The sequence below is a fragment of the Kocuria sp. CH-021 genome, assembly GCF_049716185.1.
GTDB classification, from domain to species: Bacteria; Actinomycetota; Actinomycetes; order Actinomycetales; family Micrococcaceae; genus Kocuria; species Kocuria cellulosilytica.
Map to the genome: position 1 here is coordinate 23,994 of NZ_JBNAFK010000025.1, position 24,139 is coordinate 48,132.

A 24,139-nucleotide genomic window follows, 5' to 3' on the forward strand; every position below is an offset into this window, starting at 1 on the left:
CATGGCACGATTCAGCCCACTGGAGTGGCCGGTCCTCCGTCAGATCCGCTCGGGCGACCTGCTCGGTCGCGGCCCGGCCGTGACCTCGGAGCGCACCCGGACGACGGCTCCCCGCACGAGCACCGCCGACCGGGTCGTGCAGAGCGTCTGCCCGTACTGCGCGGTCGGCTGCGGCCAGCGGGTCTACGTCAAGGACGAGAAGGTCGTCCAGATCGAGGGCGACCCCGACTCGCCGATCTCCCGCGGCCGGCTGTGCCCCAAGGGCTCGGCCAGCGAGCAGCTCGTCAACGCGCCCGGCCGCCAGACCGAGGTGCTCTACCGCGCGCCCCGGGCCACCGAGTGGCAGCGGCTGGACCTCGACACCGCCGTCGGGATGGTGGCGGACCGGGTCCTCGAGGCCCGCCGCAACGGATGGCAGGACGCCGACGAGCAGGGCCGTCCGCTGCGCCGCACCATGGGCTTCGCCTCCCTGGGCGGCGCGACGCTGGACAACGAGGAGAACTACCTCATCAAGAAGCTCTTCACCGCCGCCGGGGCGATCCAGATCGAGAACCAGGCCCGTATTTGACACTCCTCGACGGTTCCCAGTCTGGGAGCCTCGTTCGGTCGCGGTGGCGCGACGCAGTCCCTGCAGGACATGGCCAACGCCGACTGCATCGTCATCCAGGGCTCCAACATGGCCGAGTGCCACCCCGTGGGCTACCAGTGGGTGACGGAGGCCAAGGCCCGTGGCGCCCGGGTCATCCACGTCGACCCGCGCTTCACCCGCACCTCGGCGGTCGCCGACCGCCACGTCCCGATCCGGGCCGGTTCGGACATCGTCCTGCTCGGGGCGCTGATCAACCACGTGCTCGGCCATGACCTGTGGTTCGAGGAGTACGTCCGCGCCTACACCAACGCGGCCACGATCGTGGACGAGGACTACCGGGACGCCGAGGACCTCGACGGGCTGTTCTCCGGATTCGACCCGGAGACCGGCCAGTACGACATGTCCACGTGGGCCTACGAGGAGCGCGGCGACGACCGGGTGCAGGGCCCCGAGGGGGACCCCGAGCACGGTGCCGAGTCCGTGCCCGAGGCCGCCGGCCAGCAGTTCGGCAGCGGCGGCGCCCCGATGGAGAACGCCCGCGTGGAGCGCGACGAGACCCTGCAGCACCCGCGCACGGTGTTCCAGATCCTCCGGCGGCACTACGCGCGCTACACCCCCGAGATGGTGCAGGAGGTGTGCGGGATCTCCCCCGAGGACTTCGCGTACCTGGCGCGCTCCGTCACCGAGAACTCGGGGCGCGAGCGGACCACCTGCTTCGCCTACGCCGTCGGCTGGACCCAGCACAGCCTGGGCGCGCAGTACATCCGCACCGCCGCGATCCTGCAGCTGCTGCTGGGCAACATGGGACGCCCGGGCGGGGGGATCATGGCCCTGCGCGGGCACGCCAGCATCCAGGGCTCGACCGACATCCCCACGCTGTTCAACCTGCTGCCCGGCTACCTGCCGATGCCGGTGGCCGGCACGCACGACACGTTCGAGGACTACCTGGACGCGATCGCGTCGAAGCAGCAGAAGGGCTACTGGGCCGAGGCCGACGCCTACACGACGAGCCTGCTCAAGGCCTGGTGGGGGGACGCCGCCACCGCCGACAACGACTGGGCCTACGACTACCTCCCGCGCCTCACCGGGGCCCACGGCACGTTCCAGACGCTGACGAGCATGCTCGACGACGAGGTGGAGGGCTACTTCCTGCTCGGCCAGAACCCCGCGGTGGGGTCCTCCAACGGCCGGATGCAGCGCATGGCCATGTCCCACCTGAAGTGGCTGGTGGTGCGCGACCTCAACCTCATCGAGTCGGCGACCTGGTGGAAGGACGGTCCGGAGATCGCCTCGGGCGAGCTGCGCACCGAGGACATCGAGACCGAGGTCTTCTTCCTGCCCGCGGCCACGCACGTGGAGAAGTCGGGCACCTTCACCCAGACCCAGCGGCTGCTGCAGTGGCGCCACCAGGCCGTGGCCCCGCCGGGCGAGTGCCGCAGCGAGCTGCAGTTCTTCTTCGAGCTGGGCCGGCGGATCCGGGAGCGGCTGGCCGGTTCCGAGGACGAGCGCGACCGCCCGCTGCTCGACCTCACCTGGGACTACCCCGTGGACGAGCACGGCGAGCCGGACCCCGAGGCGGTGCTCGCCGAGATCAACGGCCGGCACCTCACCGGCCCGGACGCCGGCCGGCCGCTGTCCTCGTACACCGAGATGCGCGCGGACGGCTCGACCTCCGGCGGCTGCTGGATCTACTCCGGGGTCTACGCCGACGGCGTCAACCGTGCGGCCGCCCGCACCCCGGGCCGGGAGCAGGGTCCCGCCGCCCCCGACTGGGGCTGGGCCTGGCCCGCCAACCGCCGGATCCTCTACAACCGGGCCTCGGCCGACCCCGAGGGCCGGCCGTGGAGCGAGCGCAAGAAGTACGTCTGGTGGGACGAGGAGCAGAACCGGTGGGTCGGGGACGACGTTCCCGACTTCCCGCTCCACCTCGCCCCGGGCACCCGCCCCGAGCCCGACGCCGGAGGGGCGGCCGCGCTGGCCGGTGACGACCCCTTCATCATGCAGAGCGACGGCAAGGGGTGGCTGTACGCGCCCAAGGGCGTGGTGGACGGGCCGCTGCCCACGCACTACGAGCCGCAGGAGTCGCCGGTCGCCAACGCCCTGTACTCGCAGCAGCGCAATCCCTCCCGGGTGCTGTTCGCGCGCCAGGACAACCTCAGCGCCCCGAGCGCCGGGACCCCGGGGGCGGACGTGTATCCGTACGTGTTCACCACGTACCGGCTCACCGAGCACCACACGGCCGGCGGCATGAGCCGCTGGCTGCCGTACCTCTCCGAGCTGCAGCCCGAGATGTTCTGCGAGGTCTCCCCCGAGCTCGCCGCCGAGTGCGGGCTGGAGCCCTACGGCTGGGCCACGATCGTCTCCCCCCGGGCGGCGATCGAGGCGCGGGTGCTGGTCACCGAGCGGATGACCCCGCTGACGGTGCGCGGGCACACCGTGCACCAGATCGGGCTCCCGTACCACTGGGGGGTGGGCGACGACGCCGTGGTCAGCGGCGACTCCGCCAACGACCTGCTGGGCCTCACGCTCGAGCCCAACGTGCAGATCCAGGACTCCAAGGTGGGCTCGTGCCACATCCGCCCGGGCCGCCGGCCGCGGGGCGCCGAGCTGCTTGACCTGGTCGCGGAGTACCAGGAGCGCGCCGGCGCCACGGTGGCGACCGGCAACACCCGGATCGACCGGCCCGGCGGGATCCCGGACCCCGGCCGGAGCGGCGAGCCGAGCCCGGACCCGGCCGCCGGCGAGACCACTGACACGACCACCGACCCGACGAGGGAGACCTAGATGGGCCAGCTGGCCGGACCGACCGACCCCACGGCCGACGCGCACTGGGAGCACCAGCACGCGCGGAAGGGCTTCTTCACGGACACCTCGATCTGCATCGGCTGCAAGGCCTGCGAGGTGGCGTGCAAGGAGTGGAACCAGAACCCGCAGGACGGGGAGCTCGAGCTGCTCGAGTCCTCCTACGACAACACCGGCTCCCTGGGGGCCAGCACCTGGCGGCACGTGGCGTTCGTGGAGCAGGACAGCGAGCGCATCGAGGAGGCCCGCGAGTCCGGGCGCAAGCTCGTGAGCCTGGGCATGCCGCGCGTCGGCCCGCCCGAGGCGCGCCCGCAGCCCTCGGGGGACACGACCCCGCCCGACACCCCGGAGTTCCGCTGGCTGATGTCCTCCGACGTCTGCAAGCACTGCACGCACGCCGGGTGCCTCGACGTGTGCCCCACCGGGGCGCTGTTCCGCACCGAGCACGGCACCGTGGTGGTCCAGGACGACGTGTGCAACGGCTGCGGCACGTGCGTGGCCGGCTGCCCGTTCGGCGTGATCGAGCGGCGCACCGACGGCACGGCCGCACCCCGCACGGAGCGGGACGGGCAGCCGGGCAAGCCCGGCAAGCCCGGCAAGCCCGAGGTGAAGAACGTGGGCGTCGCCCAGAAGTGCACCCTGTGCTACGACCGGATGGTGGACGACCAGACGCCGGCGTGCGCGCAGACGTGCCCGACGACCTCCATCAAGTACGGCGAGCACGACGACATGGTCGAGCAGGCCCGGCACCGGGTCGCCGAGCTGCACGCCGAGGGCCGCACCGAGGCCCGGCTCTACGGCGCCAACGAGCTGGACGGCGTCGGCGGCACCGGCTCGGTGTTCCTGCTGCTCGACGAGCCGGAGGTCTACGGGCTGCCCCCGGACCCGCGGGTGCCCACCGCGGACCTGCCCCGGATGTACCAACGGGCCGGCCTGGCCGCGGCGGGCATGCTCGCCGCCGCCGCCCTGGCCTTCGCGGGAGGCCGCTCGTGAGCCTGTCCGAGTTCGACAGCTACCGTCCGCCCGAGCCGCCGCGCCGCCGGCGGCGGGACGGAGCGCGCCGGCGGGGCGCCGGCCAGGCCGGCGGCGACGGCTCCCGGGAGATGCCGATGGTCCCGGAGCCGGAGTTCGGCTCCTACTACGGCCGCCCGGTGGTCAAGCCGGCGCCCTGGGGCCACGAGGTCGCTGCATACCTGTTCCTCGGCGGCGTGGCCGGCGGCTCGGCGCTGCTCGCGCTCGGCGGTCAGCTGACCGGCCGGGACGAGCTGCGGCGCAACGCCCGGCTGGGCTCGGTGACCGCGCTCGGTCTGGGCGGCGCGGCCCTCGTCGCGGACCTCGGCCGGCCCGAGCGGTTCCTGCACATGCTGCGCACGTTCAAACCGACCTCGCCGATGAGCATGGGCACGTGGATCCTCAGCGCGTTCGGGGCCGGCATGGGGACCGCGGTCGCCTCCGAGGTCGACCGGATGACCGGGGACCGGCTCCCGCTGGGCCCGCTGCGCCCGGTGCTGCGCGCCGTGGAGGGGCCCGCCGGTGTGGAGGCCGCGGTCCTCGCCGGTCCGCTCGCCGCCTACACCGCGGCCCTGCTCTCCGACACGGCGACGCCCACCTGGAACGCCGCCCGCGAGGACCTGGCGTTCGTCTTCGTGAGCTCGGCGAGCCTCGCCGCGGGCGGTCTGGCGATGGTCACCACGTCCGTGGGCGAGGCCGGCCCCGCCCGGCGGCTGGCGGTGCTGGGGGTGGCGGGCGAGCTGGTCGCCACGAAGCTCATGGAGCGCCGGATGGACCCCGTGGCCGCCGAGCCGCTGCACCACGGTCAGGCGGGGACGATGCTCGCCTGGAGCGAGCGGCTCGCGGTCGCCGGCGGTCTCGGCACGCTGCTGGGCGGGCGGCACCGGGCCGTCGCCGCGCTCTCGGGGCTGGCGCTGCTGGCCTCCTCGGCGCTGACCCGGTTCGGCGTGATGGAGGCCGGTCTGCACTCCGCCGTGGACCCGCGCTACACGATCGAGCCGCAGAAGGCGCGGCTGGCGGCGCGGCGGGCCGCCGGGGTCACCGACGACTCGATCACCACCGTCGGCTGAGTTCTCGGCGCCGTCCCGCGACGGCGCTCAGCGCACCTCGATGCCGGAGCCCGCCACGGTGTGGCCCACCACCGGGTATCCGGGCACCTCGCCGACGACGAGCAGCCCGCCGGAGGTCTGCGCATCGGCCAGCAGCAGCAGGTCGTCCTCGTCGACGCCCGCGGCGGAGCGCAGGTGGGGGCGCACCCAGTCGAGGTTGCGGCGGGTCCCCCCCGAGACGTAGCCGTCCCGCAGCGCCTCCTCGGCCCCCTCGACGAGGGGCACGGCCGCCCGGTCCAGCACCGCGCCGACGCCGGAGGCACGGCACATCTTGTGCAGGTGCCCGAGCAGGCCGAAGCCCGTGACGTCCGTGGCCGCCCGGGCCCCGGCCGCGAGCGCCGCCTCGGCCGCGTCCCGGTTCAGCCGGGTCATCGTGGCGACCGCCTCGGCGAACACCTCGCCGGTGGCCTTGTGCCGGTTGTTGAGCAGCCCCACGCCGATCGGCTTGGTGAGGGTCAGGGGCAGCCCCGGCGCGGCGGCGTCGTTGCGCAGCAGCCGGTCCGGGTCGGCCACGCCGGTCACGGCCATGCCGTACTTGGGCTCCGGGTCGTCGATGGAGTGCCCCCCGATCACGGGACACCCCGCCTCGGACGCGACGGCCAGCCCGCCGCGGAGCACCTCGGTCAGCAGCTCCATCGGCAGCTTCTCCCGCGGCCAGCCGACCAGGTTGATCGCCATCACCGGGCGCCCGCCCATGGCGTAGACGTCCGACAGCGCGTTCGCGGCGGCGATCCGGCCCCAGTCGTAGGCGTCGTCGACGACCGGGGTGAAGAAGTCGGCGGTGGACAGCACCGCGAGGTCCTCGCGCACCAGGACGGCCGCGGCGTCGTCCCCGTCGTCGAGTCCGACCAGCACGCCGGCCCCCGGCTGCCCGGTCAGGCCCCGGACCGCGTCCTCGAGCTCGCCGGGAGGGATCTTGCACGCGCACCCGCCGCCGTGGGCGAAGCCGGTCAGCCGGACCGCTCCGGCGGCGGACAGGGGTGGGGTCGACGTCCGGGTCTGTTCCATGCCGTCAGCCTACTGGTGGCGGTGCTAGGTTGGACGGCGGAGGCGTCCGGGTCCTGGTGGGCCCCCCGGTCTTCAAAACCGGTGAGGCCGAGCATCTCGGCCTGGCGGGTTCGATTCCCGTCCGCCTCCGCCAACCTCTGCACCGCTCATCCGCGCCGCGCGCGACGAGGAGGACCCGTGGCCCTGGACGACCCGCGCCGGCTGATCCCGCGCACCGACCAGCTCATGGCCCTGCCGCCCGTCCGCGACGCCCGCGACCGGCTGAGCGAGGGCGTGCTCCGCGCCCTGGTGCGCGAGACCCAGGACCGGGCGCGGCGCGGTGAGCTCGCCCCCGAGGACGTCGAGCCGGCGGTGCTCGCCGCGCTGGGGACCCGCTCCGCGTCGACCCTGACGCCGGTGCTCAACGCCACCGGCGTGGTCGTGCACACCAACCTGGGCCGCGCCCCGCTGTCCGCGGCCGCGGTCGAGGCGCTGCGCACGGCCGCCGGGTACGTCGACGTGGAGCTCGACCTGGGCACCGGCACCCGCTCCCGCCGCGGCACCGCGGCCCGGGCGGCCCTGCTCGCCGCCTGCCCGCCCGCCGAGGACGCGCTGGTGGTCAACAACGGCGCGGCCGCCCTCGTGCTGGCCACCACGGCCCTGGCCGCCGGCCGCGAGGTGGTGATCAGCCGCGGCGAGCTCGTCGAGATCGGGGCCGGGTTCCGGCTGCCGGAGCTGATCGAGTCGACCGGCGCCCGGCTGCGCGAGGTCGGCACGACCAACCGGACCCACCTGCGCGACTACGCCGAGGCGATCGGCCCGGAGACCGGGTGCCTGCTCAAGGTGCATCCGAGCAACTTCCGGCTGGAGGGGTTCACCGCGGCCGTCGAGGTCCACGAGCTGCGGACCCTGGCCCGGACCCACGGCGTGCCCCTCGTGGCCGACCTCGGCAGCGGGCTGCTGACCCCCGACCCGCAGCTGCCGGGCGAGCCCGACGCCGCCACCGCCCTCGAGGGCGGGGCCGACATCGTCATCGCCAGCGGCGACAAGCTGCTCGGCGGTCCGCAGGCCGGGCTGGTGCTCGGCGGCTCGGACGTCGTCGCCCGGATGACCGCCCACCCCCTCGCCCGCGCCGTCCGTGCCGACAAGCTCGCGCTCGCCGCGCTGGAGGCCACGCTCGCCGGCGGGCCCGTCCCGGTCGTGCGCGCGCTGCACGCGGACCCGGAGCGGCTCCGCGAGCGCGCCGAACGGCTCGCCGCGGCCGTCGGCGCCCCGGTGGTCGCCCACGACGGCCGGGTCGGCGGCGGCGGTGCGCCCGGCGTGCCGCTGCCGGGGTGGGCGGTGCGGCTGCCCGAGGCGGCGGCCCCCCTGCTGCGCACCGGCCGCCCCGCCGTCCTGCCCCGGGTGCACGACGGCGCGTGCCTGCTCGACCTGCGCTGCGTGCCCGAGTCCGACGACGACCGTCTGCGCGCGGCGGTGCAGGCCGCCCTGGCCGCGCCGGGCGTGGCGGACCGGGCGGACGACGTCGCCGGGCGGACCCGGTGAGCACGCACGTCGTCGCCACGGCCGGGCACGTCGACCACGGCAAGAGCACCCTGGTGCGGGCCCTCACCGGCATGGAGCCCGACCGGTGGGAGGAGGAGCGCCGCCGGGGGCTGACCATCGACCTGGGCTACGCCTGGACCACGCTGCCGTCCGGACGCGACGTGGCCTTCGTGGACGTGCCGGGCCACGAGCGCTTCCTCGGCAACATGCTCGCCGGGCTCGGGCCGGCTCCCGTCGTCTGCTTCGTGGTCGCGGCCGACGAGGGCTGGCAGGCCCAGTCCGGCGACCACCGCGACGCCGTCGCGGCCCTGGGCATCGAGCACGGCGTGGTGGTGCTCACCCGCGCCGACCGGGCGCCCGGGCGGATCGGCGAGGTGCTCGCCCAGGTGCGCGCGGAGCTGGCCAGGACCGGTCTGCGCGACGCGCCCGTGGTCACCGTCTCGGCGCTCGAGGGCACGGGCCTGGCCGAGCTGCGCGCCGCCCTCGACGACGTCCTGGCGGCGGCGCCCGCACCCGACGAGGGGCGGCTGCGGCTCTGGGTGGACCGGTCCTTCACCATCACCGGTTCCGGCACGGTGGTGACCGGCACGCTGACGGCGGGCACGCTCCGGCAGGGCGACCGGCTGGAGCTGCTCGGCGCCGGCGGGGCCCGGCCGGCGGTGGTCCGGAGCCTGCACAGCCGGAACGAGCCGCACACGGCGCTGGAGCCGTGCACCCGCGTGGCGCTGAACCTGCGGGGGGTCTCGGCCGAGGACGTGCACCGCGGCGACGCCCTGGTCACCCCGGGGACGTGGCCGCTCACCGGTGTCCTCGACGTCCGCCGCAGCACGGGGCCCGCTCTCACGGCCACGGCCGAGCACCTCGTGGTCCACGCCGGCACCGCGGCGGTGCCCGCCCGGCTGAGCCCGTTCGACGCCGACCACGCCCGGCTGGTCCTCGACCGGGCTCTGCCCCTGGTCCTCGGGGACCGCCTGGTGCTCCGCGACCCCGGCAGCCGCGCGGTGCTCGGCGGCGCCCTGGTCCTCGACGCCGATCCCCCCGCGCTGCGGCGGCGCGGGGACCGGGCGCGCCGGGCCGCCCGGCTCGCCCGCACGGACGTCCGCGGGGACGTCCTCGGGGAGGTGGCCCGCCGCGGCGCGGTGCGGGCCCAGCACCTGCACCGCCTCGGGCTGCTGCCCGCCCCGGACGCCGCCCCGCCCGGGGACGTGCGCGTGCTCGGTGACTGGTGGGTGCACGCCCCCCTGCTCGAGTCCTGGACCCGGCGGCTGCGCACCGCGGTGGACGAGCTGCACGCCCGGGACCCCCTGGCCACGGGGCTCTCGCGGGGCGCCGCCCGCGACCTGCTCGCGCTGCCGGACGCCGCGCTGGTCGATCCCGTGGTCCGCGGCGCCGGCCTGGAGCAGGACGCCGGGCACATCCGCTCCCCGCACCACCGCGGGGGCCTCGGCGCCCACGAGACCGCGGTGCTCGAGCTGGAGCGGCGGCTCGCGGCCGAGCCCTTCCGCAGCCCGGAGGCCGACGACCTGACGGCGCTGCGGCTCGGCGCCCGTGAGCTGGCCGCGGCCGAGCGCACCGGCCGGCTGCTCCGCCTGGGGGACGGTGTCGTACTGCTCCCCACCGCCCCCGCGCTGGCGATGCGCGAGCTCACCGGCCTGCCGCAGCCCTTCACCACCAGCCAGGCGCGCCAGGCGCTCGGCACCACCCGGCGCGTCGCGATCCCGCTGCTCGAGCACCTCGACGCCCGCGGCTGGACCCGGCGGCTGGACGCCGGCCACCGCACGGTGGCCCGCTGACCGGGAGGTCCCCGCAGGAAGCGGTTCCCGCCGGCGCCCGGGCCCCCGCCGGTGGCGGCGTCCCCGCCGGCGCCCGGGTCCCCGGCCGGTGGTGCGTCCCCCGGTGGTCGGCCTCCCGCGCTACTCCCCGCGCAGCCTCCGGAGGTGCTCGACGGCCTGGGGCAGCACCGTCCGGAGGTCGCCCACGATGCCGAGGTCGGCGATCTCGAAGACCGGGGCCTGCTCGTCCTTGTTCACCGCCACGATCGTCCTCGCCGTCTGCATGCCCGCGCGCTGCTGGACGGCCCCGGAGATCCCGCAGGAGACGTAGAGCTGCGGGGAGACGGTGCGCCCGGTCTGGCCCACCTGCGCCTCGGGGCCGATCCACCCGGCGTCCACCGCCGCGCGGGAGGCGCCGACCGCCCCGCCGAGGGCGTCCGCGAGCTCCTCGAGCGGACCGAAGTCCCCGCCCGTGCCGCGGCCGCCGGCCACGACCACGCGGGCCTCGCCCAGGGCGGGCCGCCCGGAGACGGGCAGCTCGGTCCGGCCCACGACCCGGGCCGCCGGCACGGTGTCCTCGAGCGCGTGCGTGCGCACCCGCGGGCGCCGCGCTCCGGGCTGCCCCGCGGCGGGTCCGGTGCCCGGGGCCGCCGCGGGAGGACCGCCGGGAGCGTCCGCGCCGTCCTCCGCCGGGTCCTCCCCCGGGACCTCCCCCGGGACCTCCGCCAGGTTCTCCACCGGGGCCTCCCCCGGGACCTTCGCCGGGTTCCCCGCTGGGACCTCCCCCAGGTTCTCCGCCGGGGGTTCCGCCGGGAGCTCGACCGAGTTCGGGCGGACGGTCGCGATCAGCACGGGGCTCGTGGCCCGGCACCGGGTGGTCCAGCCCCCGGCGAGCACGGACTTGGTGGCGACGAGGTCGGCGTCGAGGGCCACGACGTCGGTGACGACCCCGGCCTCGAGCCGCACGCCCAGGCGTGCGGCGACGTCCTTGGCCTCGGGGGTGCCGGCGAGCAGCAGCACCCGGGCCCCGGTCGCCCGGGCGGCGGCCTCCGCAAGCGCGACCGCGGGCGTGCTGAGCCGGTCGCCGGGCCCGCCCTCCGGGGCGTGCACGGTGTGCACCGCGTGGGCGGCGAGCGCGTCGAGCAGGGCGTCGCCGGGCGCGGCCGGCACGACGACGTGCGTCTGCCCCAGGGTGCCCGCGAGCACGAGCAGCTCCCGGTCGGCGCGGCGCAGCCGGTCCGTGCCGGCCAGCACCACCAGGGCGGCGGCCTCGCCGGTGGTCGTGGTGGTCGTGGTCATGGTGGTCCTCCTCCTGCCCGGCGGGCGGGCGCGTGCGTTGCGGGTCCGGCGCGGTGCGGCCGGGCGCTCAGACGAGCTGCCGGGCCACGAGGAACTCGGCGAGGCGGACGCCGCCCTCGCCCTCGTCGACCACGACCTCGCCGTGCGCGCGGGGCGGGCGGGGCACGGCGTCGAGCACCTCGGTGAGCGAGCCCGCGAGCCCCACGGCGTCCGCGTCCAGGCCGAGGTCGGCGGCCGACCACGTCTGCACGGGCTTCTTCTTGGCCGCCATGATCGCCTTGAAGTTGGGGTAGCGCGGGGTGTTGGCCTGGTCGGTCACGGCCACGAGGGCCGGGAGGTCCGCGACGACCTGCAGGGCCTCGGTCTCCGTGTGCCGCACGGCCGTCAGCGAGGCGGCGTCCTCGGCCACCGCCAGGGAGCTCGCGAAGCCGACGTGGGCGAGGCCGAGCCGTTCGGCGAGCTGGCCCGGGACCAGGGACGTCTCGCCGTCGGTGGCGGCCATGCCGGTGAGCACCAGGTCCACGGCGCGGTCCTCGGCCCGGGCGATCCGTTCGACCGCGGCGGCGAGCACGCGGGCGGTGACCCACGCGTCGGAGCCGGCGAGGGCGTCGTCGAGCACGTGGAACCCGGCGTCGGCGCCCAGCTGGAGGGCGCGCTTGAGCGCGTCCGTCGCGCCCGCCGGGCCCATGGTCAGGGCGAGCACGCGGTGCCCGGCTCCCGGACCGCCGTGCATCCCCACGATCTGCAGTGCGGCCTCGAGCGCGTACTCGTCGAGCTCGGAGAGGATCCCGGACGAGCGATCGAGCAGGGGCGGGCTTCCGGCGAGGACGCGGTCGCCCGCGGCGTCGGGGACGTGCTTGACGGGGACGACGATCGTCAGGGGCTGGCTCATGATCTCCTCCGGACGGAACGGGACGGGACAGAACGGGACAGAACGGGACGGAACGGGACGGAACGGGACGGAACGGAACGGGACGGAACGGAACAGGGCTCGACGGGACGGGACAGGACTCGACGGGTCCGGGCCGGACGGGTGGGGCCGGCGGCTCGGGCCCGGACGGCACGGGAGCGTCAGGCGTCCGCGCGGCGCACGAGGCGCTCGGCGTGGCGGATCAGGGGCTCGTCGACCATCCGCCCGCGGAACGTGAAGACCCCGGGGGTGCGGCGGGCGGCGTCGAGCAGCTCGCGGGCGGCCTCGACCTCCGCGGCGTCGGGCCGGTAGGCGGCGCGGACGGTCTCGACCTGCCCCGGGTGGATGCAGGCGGTGGCCGTGAAGCCGGAGGCCACGGCGTCGAGGGCCTCCTCGCGCAGCCCGTCGAGGTCGGCGATGTCGAGGTGCACCGCGTCGATCGCCGGCCGGCCGGCGGCGCCGGCCGCGAGCAGGACGGCGGAGCGGGCGTGGCGGGCCACGTCCCGGTAGGTGCCGTTCGCGCGCCGGGACGAGCTGCCGCCGAGCGAGGCGACGAGGTCCTCGGCGCCCCACATCAGGGCGACCACGTTGGGGGACCGGGCGATCTCGGCCGCGTTGACCACGCCCTCGGCGGTCTCGCACAGGGCGACCACGCGGTACAGGCCCAGTTCCGCGGCGACGGCGAGCCGTTCGGCGGAGGCCGTCTTGGGCAGCATCACGGTGGTGTACCCGGTGTGCCGGAGGGCGACGAGGTCGTGGGCGAAGTCCTCGGTGTCCTCGGCGTTGATCCGCACGATCGTGCGGGCCGGGTCCAGGGGCGTGGCCACGAGGGCGTCCCGGGCGGCGGGCCTGGCGGACGGCGCCACGGCGTCCTCGAGGTCGAGGATCACGGCGTCGGCGCGCTGGGCCGCCTTGGCGTAGCGCTCGGGGCGGTCGGCCGGGCAGAACAGCAGGGCCGGTCCGAGGAGGAACGGGTCGGTCATCGGGACTCCTTCGCCGGGGTCTCGCTGCGGGCGGGGTCGTTGCGGGCGGGGTCGTTGCGGGGATCGCCGTGGGAGTTGCGGCGGGCGGTCACTGCGGGGCGGCGTCGCGGGACCACACGAGCACCGAGCGGGTGCACCGGGCGACCACGGCGCCGTCCTGGTTGCGGCCCACGTGCTGGAGCCGGACGATTCCCTGCCCGGGCCGGGAGGAGGAGGCCCGCGCGCCGAGGACCTCGGAGGACGAGTACAGGGTGTCCCCGTGGAAGAGCGGGTGCGGGAAGGCGACCTCCTCGAAGCCGAGGTTCGCCACGATGGTGCCCTGGGTCAGCTGGGCCACGGACGCCCCCACGAGGGTCGAGAGGGTGAACATGGAGTTCACGAGCCGCCGGCCGAAGGGCTGGCGCTCGGACCACGCGGCGTCCAGGTGCAGGGACTGGGTGTTCATGGTGAGGGTCGTGAACAGCACGTTGTCCGCCTCGGTCACGGTCCGGCCCGGGGCGTGCTCGTAGACCGTGCCGACCGCGAACTCCTCGAACCACAGCCCGCGCTGGCGGACCACCTTGCGCTCCCCGGTCACGGCAGCCTCCTCACAGTCCCAGCTCGCGGGCGATGAGCATGAGCTGCACCTCGGTGGTGCCCTCGCCGACCTCGAGGATCTTGGCGTCCCGGTAGTGGCGGGCCACCCGGGACTCGTTGATGAACCCGTAGCCGCCGAAGACCTGGGTGGCGTCCCGGGCGTTGTCCATCGCGGCCTCCCCGGCCACGAGCTTGGCGATCGCGGCCTGCGTCTTGAACGGCCGGCCGGCGAGCATCCGGGACGCGGCGTCGTAGTAGGCCAGCCGTGCGGTGTGCGCGCGGGCCTGCATGCGGGCGATCTTGAAGGACACGGCCTGGTTCGCCCCGATGGGGCGCCCGAAGGACTGCCGCTCCTGCGCATAGCGCACGGACTCCTCGACGCAGCCCTGGGCCGCGCCCGTGGCGAGGGCGGCGATGGCGATGCGGCCCTCGTCCAGGACGGACAGGAAGTTGGCGTAGCCCCGGCCCTCCTCCCCCAGCAGGTTCTCCTCGGGGACCCGGACGTCCTGGAGGGACAGCGGGTGGGTGTCCGAGGCGTTCCAGCCGACCTTGTCGTAGGCCTTCTCGGCGCGGAAGCCGGGGGTGTCCGTGGGGACGATGATCGTGGAGATGTCCTTCCGGACCCGCCCGTCCGGCAGCTCCGTGGTGCTGGTGACCGCGGTGACGTTCACGAGGCGGGTGATGTCCGTGCCGGAGTTGGTGATGAACTCCTTGGCCCCGTTGAGCACCCACTGCCCGTCCTGGCGCTTCGCGGTGGTGCGGGTGCCTCCGGCGTCCGAGCCGGCCTCGGGCTCGGTGAGACCGAACCCGGCGAGCGCCCGGCCCGCGGCGAGGTCGGGGAGCCACTGCTGCTTCTGCACCTCGGTGCCGAAGCGGAAGATCGGCATGGCGCCCAGCGACACCCCGGCCTCGAGGGTGATGGCCACGGACTGGTCGACCCGGGCGATCTGCTCCAGCGCCAGGCACAGGGCGAAACTGTCCCCGCCCATCCCTCCGTACTCCTCGGGGAAGGGCAGGCCGAACAGGCCCATCTCCCCCATCTGCGCCACGATGTCGTAGGGGAACTCGTGGGCCGCGTCGTACCGCGCGGAGACGGGGGCGATCACCTCGTCGGCGAAGTCGCGGACGGTGTCGGAGAGGTCCTGGTACTCCTCGTCGAGCTCGAAGTTCATGTGCTCTGCTCCTGGTCGGTCGGAAGGGGCTCGGTCGGCTGACGGGCGTCGGGGACCACGCGGGCGAGCAGCTGGTGCAGCCGCACCTGCTCGCCCGGCCGGACCAGGACCTCGACGGTGCCGGCGGTGGGCGCGGTCAGCCGGTGCTCCATCTTCATGGCCTCGACCACCACCACGGTCCGGCCCTCGGCGACCCGCTCCCCCGTGGCCGCGGGCACGGCGACCACGGTGCCGGGCATGGGCGAGTGCAGCTCCGGGGCGGCGGGCCCGGCCGTGCGCTCCAGGGCGGCCAGCGCCCGCTCGAGCAGGGCCTCGCGGGACAGGACGTCGAGCTGCACGGCGAAGCCGTCCTCGCCCACCCAGACGCTGAGCCCGTCGGGGGCCGCGGCGAGGTGGACCACCCGCGACGTGCCGCCGGCCTCGAGCAGGTGCGCGGCCGGACGGCCCGGCAGCGGGCTCAGGCGCACGGCGGGGTCCACGACGGTCCGGCGGGGCTCCTCGAGCCCGTGGGCCAGCACCACCGCGGGCCGGGCGCGCCCGGTGGCCCGCCAGCCGTCCGGGCGGGACCAGGGGCTCAGGTCTCCGGCGGGGCGCGGATCGGCGGGGTGGTGCCGGGCGAGGAACGCGGCCGCGGCGGCGAGGTGCGTCTCGTCGGGGGCCGTGAACTCCAGCTCGGGCAGGCGCCGCTCGACGAGGGTGGTGTCCACGTCCCCGGCGCGCACGCCGGGATCGGCGAGCAGGGCGCGCAGGTACTCGGTGTTGGTGCCGACCCCGAGCACCACGGTGCGGGCCAGGGCCAGGTCCAGCCGGTCGAGGGCCTGGGCCCGGTCGGCGCCCCACGCGACGACCTTGGCGAGCATCGGGTCGTAGTCCGGGCCCACCCGCAGACCCGGCGCCAGCGAGGAGTCCACCCTGATCCCGGGGCCGGAGGCCTCCTCCAGCGCCAGCACGGTCCCGGCGGTGGGCAGGAAGCCGCGCGCGGGGTCCTCCGCGTAGAGCCGGGCCTCGACCGCGTGGCCGGTGAGCACGACGTCCTCCTGCGCCAGGCCCAGCGGCTCTCCCGCGGCGACGCGGAGCTGCTGGGCCACGAGGTCCACGCCGGTGACCAGCTCGGTGACGGGGTGCTCCACCTGCAGGCGGGTGTTCATCTCCATGAAGAAGAAGGTCTCGGGCTGCGCGGCCGGCACCAGGAACTCCACGGTGCCCGCACCGGTGTAGCCGACGGAGCGGGCCACCGTGCAGGCGGCCTCCCCGATCCGTTCCCGGGTGGCGGGGTCCAGCAGCGGCGAGGGCGCCTCCTCGATGATCTTCTGGTGCCGCCGCTGCAGGGAGCACTCCCGCTCCCCCAGGTGCACCACGGCGCCGTGGGCGTCGGCGAGGACCTGCACCTCGATGTGCCGGGGCGACTCGATCAGCTGCTCCAGCAGGAGGGTGTCGTCCCCGAAGGCGGCCGCGGCCACCCGCCGGGCCGTGGCCAGGGCCTCCGGCAGCTCGGCAGGGGTGCGGGCCACGTGCATGCCCTTGCCGCCGCCGCCGGCCGAGGGCTTGATCAGGACGGGATAGTCCATCCCGGCGGCCGCGGCGACCAGGGCGTCGTCGTCGAGCCCGGCCTCCGAGACCCCGGCGACGACGGGCACCCCGGCGGCCGCGACGTGCTGCTTGGCGCGGATCTTGTCGCCCATGGTCTCGAGCGCCTCGGTGCCGGGGCCGATGAACACGATCCCGGCGGCGGCGCACGCCCGGGCGAAGGCGGCGTTCTCGGACAGGAACCCGTAGCCGGGGTGGATGGCCTGCGCGCCGGTGGCCCGCGCGGCCCCGAGCACGGCGTCGATGCGCAGATAGCTCTGCGCCGGGGCGGCGGGGCCCACGCACACGGCCACGTCGGCCTCGCGCACGTGCACCGCGTCCCGGTCGGCCTCGCTGTAGACGGCGACCGAGCGGATGCCCAGCGCCCTGAGCGTGCGGAGGACCCGGCGGGCGATCTCGCCGCGGTTGGCCACGAGGACGACGTCGAAGCGGGCGGGGGGCGTGCCGGCAGTCACGGGGCTCACATCCTGAAGAGGCCGAGGGCGGGCTCGGGCAGCGGGACCCGGGAGCAGACCTCGAGGGCCAGCCCGAGCACCTCCCGGGTGTCGGCGGGGGCGATCACGCCGTCGTCCCACAGCCGGGCGGTGGAGTACCAGGGGCTGCCCTGGGCCTCGTACCGGGCCCGGATGGGCGCCATGAACGCCTCGCGCTCGGCCGGGTCCCACTCCTGCCCGCGGGCCGCCAGCTGGTCGGCCTTCACGGTGGCCAGCACCGAGGCGGCCTGGGTCCCGCCCATCACCGAGATCCTCGCCTGGGGCCAGAGGAACAGGAAGCGCGGGGAGTACGCCCGCCCGCACATCGAGTAGTTGCCGGCTCCGAAGGAGCCGCCGATCACCACGGTGAGCTTCGGCACCCGGGTGGTGGCCACGGCGGTGACCATCTTGGCGCCGTGCTTGGCGATGCCGCCGGCCTCGTAGTCGCGGCCCACCATGAAGCCGGTGATGTTCTGCAGGAACAGCAGCGGGATCCCCCGCTGGTCGCACAGCTCCACGAAGTGCGCGCCCTTCAGCGCCGACTCCCCGAAGAGCACCCCGTTGTTGGCCACGATCCCCACGGGGTGGCCGTGCACGTGGGCGAAGCCGGTGACCAGCGTGGTGCCGTACTCCGCCTTGAACTCGGCGAAGCGGCTGCCGTCCACGAGCCGGCCGATGACCTCGTGCACGTCGTAGCCGGAGTTGGGGTCCACCGGCACGGCCCCGGCGAGCTCGTCCTCGGCCACGGCCGGGGGCACCGGATCGAGCACCGGCCAGGCGCGGGGACCCGGTGGCGGGAGGGTCGCCACGATGTCCCGGAGGATCCCGAGGGCGTGCACGTCGTTCTCCGCGAGGTGGTCGACCACCCCGGACGTGCGGGCGTGCAGGTCCCCGCCGCCGAGCTCCTCGGCGGTGACCTCCTCCCCGGTGGCGGCCTTCACCAGCGGCGGCCCGCCCAGGAAGATGGTGCCCTGCTCGCGCACGATCACCGTCTCGTCGCTCATCGCCGGGACGTAGGCCCCGCCCGCGGTGCAGGAGCCGAGCACGGCCGCGAGCTGCGGGATCCCGGCCGCGGAGAGGTTGGCCTGGTGGTAGAAGATCCGCCCGAAGTGCTCCCGGTCCGGGAAGACCTCGTCCTGCAGGGGCAGGTACGCCCCGCCCGAGTCGACGAGGTAGACGCAGGGCAGCCGGTTGTCGAGGGCGATCTCCTGGGCGCGCAGGTGCTTCTTGACCGTCATGGGGTAGTAGGTGCCGCCCTTGACCGTGGCGTCGTTGCACACGACCATCACTTGCCGGCCGTGGACCAGGCCGATCCCGGCGATCAGGCCGGCCCCGGGGCACTCGTCGTCGTACATCCCCTCCGCGGCGAGGGCACCGATCTCCAGGAACGGGCTGCCGGTGTCCAGGAGGTGGTCCACCCGCTCGCGCGGCAGCAGCTTGCCGCGCCCCACGTGCCGCTGCCGGGAGGCCTCCGGGCCGCCCCGGGCCGCCCGATCGAGGCGCCGCGCCAGCTCCTCGACCAGCTCCTGCTGGGCGGCCGTGTTGGCGGCGAACTCCGCGCCGCCCGGATCGACCTCGGTGCTCAGCACGCGCATCGGTTCCCTCCGTCCGGGCGGCGGCCTGGGGTGCCATTTCGGTTAATATCGACTAACTTGGAGTTCAGGTTAGTGGCGACTCACTAGGATGTCCAGGAATCCGCGACCGAGAGCAGGACCCGTGACGCAGACCGAGCACACCCCCCGTCCGCCCACCACCGTGCGCGGACGGGCGAAGGCCCAGCGGCGCGAGGACCTGCTCACCGCCGCCGCCGCGCTGTTCGCCGAGCGGGGCTTCGCCGGCGTCTCGATCGACGACATCGGCGCGGCCGCAGGGGTCAGCGGCCCCGCGGTCTACCGGCACTTCCCCAGCAAGCAGGCGGTCCTCGGCGCGGTCCTGCTCGAGGTCAGCCACGACCTGCTGGACCGGGGTCGCGAGGTCGTGGCCCGCTCCCCCGATCCGGCCCGGCGGCTGCGGGCGCTGATCTCCTTCCAGGTGGAGTTCGCGCTGCACCGGCCCGCCGTGATCGTGGTGCAGGACCGGGAGCTGCCGAACCTCACCGAGGAGGACCGCCACACGGTCCGGGCCCTGCAGCGCGGCTACGTGACGCTGTGGGTGGACGCCCTGCAGGACCTGGCCCCCGCGCGCGACGTCGCGGAGCTCACCCTGCGCGCCCAGGCCGCCTTCGGGCTCATCAACTCGACTCCCCACTCCCTGCGGACGGCGCACCGGCTGCGCACCCCGCCGGAGGCGGAGCGGCTCGACACCGCCCGGGCCGCCCTCGAGGAGATGACCTGGGCCGCGCTGCGCACCGCGTTCGCGCCGGCCCCCACCGCCCCAGGAGGCACTCCGTGACCGAGTCCCCGGCCGCCCAGCCGCTCCCCGAGCCGTTCTACGCGGAGGAGCACGAGGAGTTCCGCGAGGTGGCCCGTGCGTTCACGGCTCGCGAGGTGGCTCCGCACTACGCCGAGTGGGACGCCCAGCACCTGATGCCCCGCAGCCTGTGGACGGCCGCCGGCGAGGCGGGGCTGCTGGGCCTCGCGGTGCCCGAGGAGTTCGGGGGCATGGGCCTGACCGACTACCGGTTCCGCGCCGTGCTCGACGAGGAGCTGGTCCGGCAGAGCGCCCTCGGCGTGGCCCTGGCCCTGCACCTGCACGACGACTGGGTGCTGCCCCACCTGCTCGCCCACGGCACCGGCGAGCAGAAGCAGCGGTGGCTGCCGCGGATGCTCACGGGGGAGCTCGTCACCTCCGTGGCCTGGACCGAGCCGGGCGCGGGCTCCGACCTGCGCGGGGTGCGCACCCGGGCCGTGCGCGACGGCGAGGAGTGGGTGCTCACCGGCCAGAAGACGTTCATCGGCAACGGGATGAGCGGGGACGCCGCCCTGGTCCTGGCGCGCACGGACGGCGGGACCGGCCGGGCCGGGGAGGACGGCTTCAGCCTGTTCCTGGTGCACAAGGCGGACTCCCCCGGCTACGAGACCGGCCGGCAGCTCGACAAGATGGGGGTCAGGGCCTCCGACACCGTCGAGCTGTTCTTCGAGGACGTCCGGGTCCCCGCCGCGAACCTGGTGGGGACCGAGGGCGGCGGGCTGCGGCAGATCCGGCAGGCGCTGCCCCAGGGGCGGCTGGCGGTGGCCGTGGCCGCGAGCGCCGTGGCCCGCTCCACCCTGGAGAGCACGCTCCGGTACACCGGCGAGCGCACGGCCTTCGGCACCCGGGTGCTCGACTTCCAGCACACCCGGTTCGAGCTCGCGGAGCTGACGGTCGAGGTGGAGGTCACCGAGGCCTACGTGCGGCGGGCGGTGCACGCGTTCAACGCGGGGGCGCTCGACGTGGTCGGCGCGTCCAAGGCCAAGTACTGGGCCGGGGAGCGGGCGAAGTCCGTCACGGACCGGTGCCTCCAGCTGCACGGCGGGTACGGCTACATCCTCGACTACCCGGTGGCGCAGGCGTATCTCGCCTCCCGGCTGCTGACGATCTTCGGGGGCACCAGCGAGATCCTGCGGGAGACGATCGGCCGGGACCTGGCCGCCGGGGCCTGAGGAGGTACCGGGTCAGCGCGCCTCCAGGGGCGCCCGCCCGGCCCGGCGGGAAACCGGGGAGGCGCCGAGACGCAGGGACACCTCCCGGGCCGCCGCCACGGCCGCGGCCGCGAGCAGCTCGGCCTGCTCGGGCGTGACCCGGTAGCGCGGAGCGGCGATCATGACGGCGGCGACCACCTGGTCCCGGTGGTCACGGACGGGGGCGGCGACACCGACCTCGTCCAGGGAGGTCCTGCCGTAGTTGACGGCCACCCCGTCGTCGGCGACCTGGCGCAGGGCCTCGAGGTAGACGTCGATGCTCGCCTCGGTGGGGTCGGGGAGCTCGAGCATGCCGGACAGGAGCAGCGCCCGGGCCCGCTCCGGGGGCTGCTCCGCGAGGAAGAGCTGCACCGAGGAGCTGAGGGCCGTGTTGTAGCGGGTGCCCAGCGGAGTGGTGTGCTTGATCTGCCGCGGACTGGGAATCTGCTCCACGCAGACCGCCTGGTCGCCGTTCCAGACCAGCAGCGCGCTGGTCTCGCCGGTCTGCTCGGTCAGCTCGAGCAGCACGGGATATGCCACCCGCCGCTCGTCCAGTTCCGCGAGCAGCGGCCCGGCCACGGAGATGAGCCCGAGCCCGAGGCGGTAGCGCCGTGTCTGCGGGTCGCGCTCCACCACGTCCTCCTGCTCGAGGGTGACCAGGAGCCGGGAGACGGTGCTCTTGTGCAGGCCCACTCGGGCGGCGATCTCGGTCACCCCGAGCGTCGGCTCGTCCGCGGAGAAGCAGCGCAGGACGTGCAGGGCGTGGGAGACGACGGACGCGGCGCGCGCTTCGCGCGAGGATGCACTTGCGGGTGACTCAGTCATAGGACTTCTCATTCTCCTGCACGGCGGCGGTGCCGCCGCTGTGGTGTGTCCGGGATGCGGGACCGTGGTCCACGGTCCCGCATCCCGGACCCGTTGTGCCGGGCCTCGCCCCCCTGACGGAGTGGACGCCGTCAGGGGGCGAGGGCCGGCACGGTGGTCACGGCCGTGCGAGCGCCTCCGGGACCGGTTCCCGTGCGGGACCCGCCCCGAGCCGCCGCGCCGGGGGCACCGGCGCCGTCCGCTCCACCGTGCCGCTGCCGGGGACGCCGGTGTCCGGGTCCGGCGCGGGGTCGTTGACCTCCCGCTCCAGGCGCACGGTGTCCGGGGTGCGGGTCAGCAGCCGGCGGACCAGGTTCGCGATCATCAACAGGATGACGAAGGAGAAGGGGAAGGCGCCGATGATGGTGCCGGTCTGGACCGTGTCGACCACCGCGGTGCCGCCGAGGGTGAGCAGCGTGACCGCCACGGCGGCGATGCTGGCGACCAGCACCACGCGGAAGACCGGACCGGCCCGGCGGGGCGCGGAGACGAACTCGGCCAGGGCGTGGGCGCCGGAGTCCAGGGAGGTGACGTAGTAGGTGGCGACGAGGACGGTCGCGACGACGAGCAGCAGCGAGCCGATGACCGGCACGGACTCGAGCATCACGAACAGTCCGCTGGAGGTGTCGGCCGCGACGGCCGCGGAGATCCCGCGCTCGCTCGCGTCGTCGTAGTGCAGGGCGGCGGAGCCGATCACCCCGATCCACACCATCACGATCAGCGACGGCACCACGGTGACGCCGATGACGAACTCGCGGATGGTCCGGCCGCGGGAGATGCGGGCGATGAAGCCGGCCACGAACGGGCTGAAGGCGATGACCCAGCACCAGATGAACACGGTCCACCAGCCGTTCCAGCTGTCCTGCCAGGTCGAGATGCCCTGACCGGCGGTGCCGGCGTCGGTCCAGAAGCTCATCGCCGCGAAGTTGGCGAAGAAGGAGCCGAAGGTCTGGGTGATGTTGGAGATGAGGAAGATCGTGGGGCCGAAGACGAACACGGCCACGAGCAGCACGATGCTCAGCACCGAGTTGAGCTCACTGATCCGCTTCATGCCCTTGTTGATGCCGAAGAACGCGGAGACGGCGGTGAGCCCGCCCAGGCCCAGGATCACGAGCAGCCAGACGCCCGAGCTCGGGGAGATCCCGGTGAAGGACGAGAGGCCCGAGCTGAACTGCATGGCGGCGAAGCCGAAGGACGTGGCCAGGCCCAGGACGGTGGCGATGATGGCGAGCAGCTCCACGACCACGCCGGCTCCGCGCTGCGACCACTTCGGCAGGATGTCCACCGTGGCCTCGCGGAAGGTGAGGGTCTTGCCGAGGTTGTGGTGGGAGTAGGCGAGGCACACGGCCACCACGCAGTACATGGCCCAGGCCGTGAACCCCCAGTGGAAGTAGGACCACACCATGGCGCCCTCGGCCGCGCCGTCCTGCCCGGCGGGGACCACGGGGTTCTCGTCCCGGAGCAGGATCGGTTCGGCGACCGACCAGAAGATCAGGCCGATGCCCTGCCCGCAGGCGAAGAGCATCGAGTACCAGGCGAACTTGCCGTGCTCCGGGCGGGCGTCCGGGCCGCCGAGGCGCACCTTGCCGATGCGGCTGAAGACCAGCCACACGCAGACGGCGACCGCCACCAGCGAGTAGAGGATGAACAACCACGTGAAGTTCCCGGTGACGAACGTGCGCGCCGTGGCGATGGCCTCGGCGGCGCCGCCCGGGTCCAGGGTGACCACCACCAGCACGGCGATGATGAGCAGCGGCGGCAGGACCGTGATGACGGCCCGGTCCAGGGCGGGCAGGTTCCGCCCGCGGAACCGCGGCACGGTCACGGGTTCCGTGGCGGCCGTCGCCGAGGGGTCTGACTTCTTCATATGGATCTCACTTCCCGAACTCGCTGGTGACCGCCCGGACGATCCCGGAACGGACGGTGGAGAGCAGCAGCTCGCCCCGCTCTGCGGTGGCGCCTGCCGGAGAGGAGAGGCATCCCGAGCCGGGGGTCCGGGCCGGGTCCTCGGGGAACACGTCGTAGGCGGTCAGTTCAGCGGGGGGATGGTCGGGAGCCCGTGACATGTCGACCTTCTCGGGGTGCAGGTGGAGCATCAGGGACGTCTCGAGCACTCCTCCGTGCTCGATGTCCCAGCCGAGGAAGCCGTCCGGGAAGACGGCCTCCAGGGTGGCGTCGTCGACGAAGTCCCAGTACGAGAGCAGCATGGCCCGGCTGCCGTCGAGGCCGTCGGCCCGGGCCTCCCGCACCGCGAGGTCGAGGCCCTCGTAGAGGAACTGGTAGTTCTCGAAGTGGCCGTTGACGACCACGACCCGGCGGATGCCGTGGCGGAAGAGCTCCAGCACGACGTCCTTGGTCTGCGCGATGAGGGCCTGCGCCGAGAGGCTGGTGGTGCCGGTGCGGTGGTTGCCGCCGCCGGAGCGGGGCTGGGACTTGTAGCCGTAGGCGAAGACCGGCGCGACCAGGGCGTCGAGGTCCTCCGCCGCGGCGGCGGAGATGGCACGGGAGAGCATGGCGTCCACGCCCAGCGGCATGTGGGGCCCGTGCTGCTCCGTGGCCCCGGTCGGGATGAGCACCAGCCCCTGGCCGGTGGACGTGTAGTCCTCGTAGCTGTGCGCGTCGAGGTCTTCGAGGAAACGGGTGCTGGCCACAGGGTTCCTTCCGTGTGCCTGGGTGCGTGGGACTGGCGGCGGTGCCGGGTGCGACCGGCCGGGTCCGGGCGGCCGCACCCGGCCGGGGGGGGGGGGGGGGGGGGGGGGGGGGGGCGCCCCGGCGCCCCCCCCGCGCCCCGGCCGGGCGGGGGGGGGGGGGGGGGGGGGGGGGGGGGGGGGGGGGGGGGGGGGGGGGGGGGGGGGGGACCC

General features: G+C 74.9%; 18 protein-coding genes and 1 tRNA gene. 8 read left to right on the forward strand and 11 right to left on the reverse strand.

Going from position 1 to position 24,139, the window contains the following annotated elements:
* The first annotated feature begins 1 nt into the window (after window position 1).
* From fdh to nrfD, 3 genes are read left to right on the forward strand one after another with little or no spacing between them, the layout of a single operon-like run.
* The gene (gene fdh / locus ACPYN7_RS15910; protein ID WP_424348286.1) at window positions 2-3,373 is read left to right on the forward strand and encodes a formate dehydrogenase; all 3,372 of its coding nucleotides are present in this window, start codon (window positions 2-4) and stop codon (window positions 3,371-3,373) included.
* Entirely contained in the window at window positions 3,374-4,384 is a 1,011-nt protein-coding gene (locus tag ACPYN7_RS15915; RefSeq protein WP_058873027.1) for a 4Fe-4S dicluster domain-containing protein, read from the forward strand.
* On the forward strand, window positions 4,381-5,472 hold the full coding sequence (nrfD, locus tag ACPYN7_RS15920; protein ID WP_058873026.1) for an NrfD/PsrC family molybdoenzyme membrane anchor subunit: 1,092 nt from the start codon (window positions 4,381-4,383) through the stop codon (window positions 5,470-5,472). The genes ACPYN7_RS15915 and nrfD overlap by 4 nt, the downstream gene beginning before the upstream one ends.
* Before the next feature lie 27 nt (window positions 5,473-5,499).
* On the opposite strand, the gene selD is transcribed toward nrfD, so the two are convergent.
* Entirely contained in the window at window positions 5,500-6,489 is a 990-nt protein-coding gene (selD, locus tag ACPYN7_RS15925) for a selenide, water dikinase SelD (RefSeq protein ID WP_424348296.1), read from the reverse strand.
* Between the two features lie 68 nt (window positions 6,490-6,557).
* Between selD and ACPYN7_RS15930 the strand changes: the two genes are divergently transcribed.
* The 3 genes from ACPYN7_RS15930 (at window position 6,558) to selB (ending at window position 9,836) form a co-directional block, all read left to right on the forward strand.
* Window positions 6,558-6,652, forward strand: a tRNA-Sec gene (locus ACPYN7_RS15930).
* 44 nt (window positions 6,653-6,696) lie between these two features.
* Window positions 6,697-8,043, forward strand: a complete 1,347-nt coding sequence (selA, locus tag ACPYN7_RS15935) for an L-seryl-tRNA(Sec) selenium transferase (protein ID WP_424348287.1) — start codon at window positions 6,697-6,699, stop codon at window positions 8,041-8,043.
* The gene (gene selB / locus ACPYN7_RS15940) at window positions 8,040-9,836 is read left to right on the forward strand and encodes a selenocysteine-specific translation elongation factor (protein ID WP_424348288.1); all 1,797 of its coding nucleotides are present in this window, start codon (window positions 8,040-8,042) and stop codon (window positions 9,834-9,836) included. Before selA ends, selB begins: the two co-directional genes overlap by 4 nt.
* Window positions 9,837-9,956: 120 nt before the next feature.
* Here the strand turns inward: selB and ACPYN7_RS15945 are convergent, their stop codons facing one another.
* From ACPYN7_RS15945 to ACPYN7_RS15975, 7 genes are all read right to left on the reverse strand, one after another.
* On the reverse strand, window positions 9,957-11,114 hold the full coding sequence (locus tag ACPYN7_RS15945) for an electron transfer flavoprotein subunit alpha/FixB family protein (RefSeq protein ID WP_424348289.1): 1,158 nt from the start codon (window positions 11,112-11,114) through the stop codon (window positions 9,957-9,959).
* Between the two features lie 67 nt (window positions 11,115-11,181).
* Window positions 11,182-12,006, reverse strand: coding sequence for an electron transfer flavoprotein subunit beta/FixA family protein (locus ACPYN7_RS15950; protein WP_424348290.1), 825 nt, complete (start codon window positions 12,004-12,006; stop codon window positions 11,182-11,184).
* A gap of 179 nt (window positions 12,007-12,185) precedes the next feature.
* Complete coding sequence (locus ACPYN7_RS15955) at window positions 12,186-13,007, reverse strand: HpcH/HpaI aldolase/citrate lyase family protein (RefSeq protein WP_058873022.1); 822 nt, start codon at window positions 13,005-13,007, stop codon at window positions 12,186-12,188.
* 88 nt (window positions 13,008-13,095) lie between these two features.
* Window positions 13,096-13,584, reverse strand: coding sequence for a MaoC family dehydratase (locus ACPYN7_RS15960; protein ID WP_058873021.1), 489 nt, complete (start codon window positions 13,582-13,584; stop codon window positions 13,096-13,098).
* 10 nt (window positions 13,585-13,594) lie between these two features.
* Window positions 13,595-14,755, reverse strand: a complete 1,161-nt coding sequence (locus tag ACPYN7_RS15965) for an acyl-CoA dehydrogenase family protein (protein ID WP_058873020.1) — start codon at window positions 14,753-14,755, stop codon at window positions 13,595-13,597.
* The gene (locus tag ACPYN7_RS15970; RefSeq protein ID WP_424348291.1) at window positions 14,752-16,806 is read right to left on the reverse strand and encodes a biotin carboxylase N-terminal domain-containing protein; all 2,055 of its coding nucleotides are present in this window, start codon (window positions 16,804-16,806) and stop codon (window positions 14,752-14,754) included. Before ACPYN7_RS15970 ends, ACPYN7_RS15965 begins: the two co-directional genes overlap by 4 nt.
* The gene (locus ACPYN7_RS15975) at window positions 16,803-18,410 is read right to left on the reverse strand and encodes a carboxyl transferase domain-containing protein (RefSeq protein WP_424348292.1); all 1,608 of its coding nucleotides are present in this window, start codon (window positions 18,408-18,410) and stop codon (window positions 16,803-16,805) included. The genes ACPYN7_RS15970 and ACPYN7_RS15975 overlap by 4 nt, the downstream gene beginning before the upstream one ends.
* A gap of 121 nt (window positions 18,411-18,531) precedes the next feature.
* Between ACPYN7_RS15975 and ACPYN7_RS15980 the strand changes: the two genes are divergently transcribed.
* Window positions 18,532-19,206 carry a TetR/AcrR family transcriptional regulator gene (locus ACPYN7_RS15980; protein ID WP_231738270.1) on the forward strand — a complete coding sequence of 225 codons (675 nt, stop codon included), beginning with the start codon at window positions 18,532-18,534 and terminating at the stop codon, window positions 19,204-19,206.
* Entirely contained in the window at window positions 19,203-20,396 is a 1,194-nt protein-coding gene (locus ACPYN7_RS15985) for an acyl-CoA dehydrogenase family protein (RefSeq protein WP_424348293.1), read from the forward strand. The genes ACPYN7_RS15980 and ACPYN7_RS15985 overlap by 4 nt, the downstream gene beginning before the upstream one ends.
* Before the next feature lie 12 nt (window positions 20,397-20,408).
* Here ACPYN7_RS15985 and ACPYN7_RS15990 read toward each other — a convergent pair whose 3' ends face one another.
* The 3 genes from ACPYN7_RS15990 to ACPYN7_RS16000 all read right to left on the reverse strand — a co-directional run bounded on the left by ACPYN7_RS15990 (window position 20,409) and on the right by ACPYN7_RS16000 (window position 23,929).
* Window positions 20,409-21,239: an IclR family transcriptional regulator gene (locus ACPYN7_RS15990; RefSeq protein WP_424348294.1), complete on the reverse strand. Its 831-nt coding sequence runs from the start codon at window positions 21,237-21,239 to the stop codon at window positions 20,409-20,411.
* Window positions 21,240-21,396: 157 nt separating this feature from the next.
* Window positions 21,397-23,145, reverse strand: a complete 1,749-nt coding sequence (locus tag ACPYN7_RS15995; RefSeq protein ID WP_424348295.1) for a BCCT family transporter — start codon at window positions 23,143-23,145, stop codon at window positions 21,397-21,399.
* A 7-nt stretch (window positions 23,146-23,152) separates the two neighbouring features.
* Window positions 23,153-23,929 (reverse strand): creatininase, encoded by a 777-nt coding sequence (locus ACPYN7_RS16000; RefSeq protein ID WP_058873014.1) that lies wholly within the window; start codon window positions 23,927-23,929, stop codon window positions 23,153-23,155.
* Window positions 23,930-24,139: the final 210 nt, after the last annotated feature.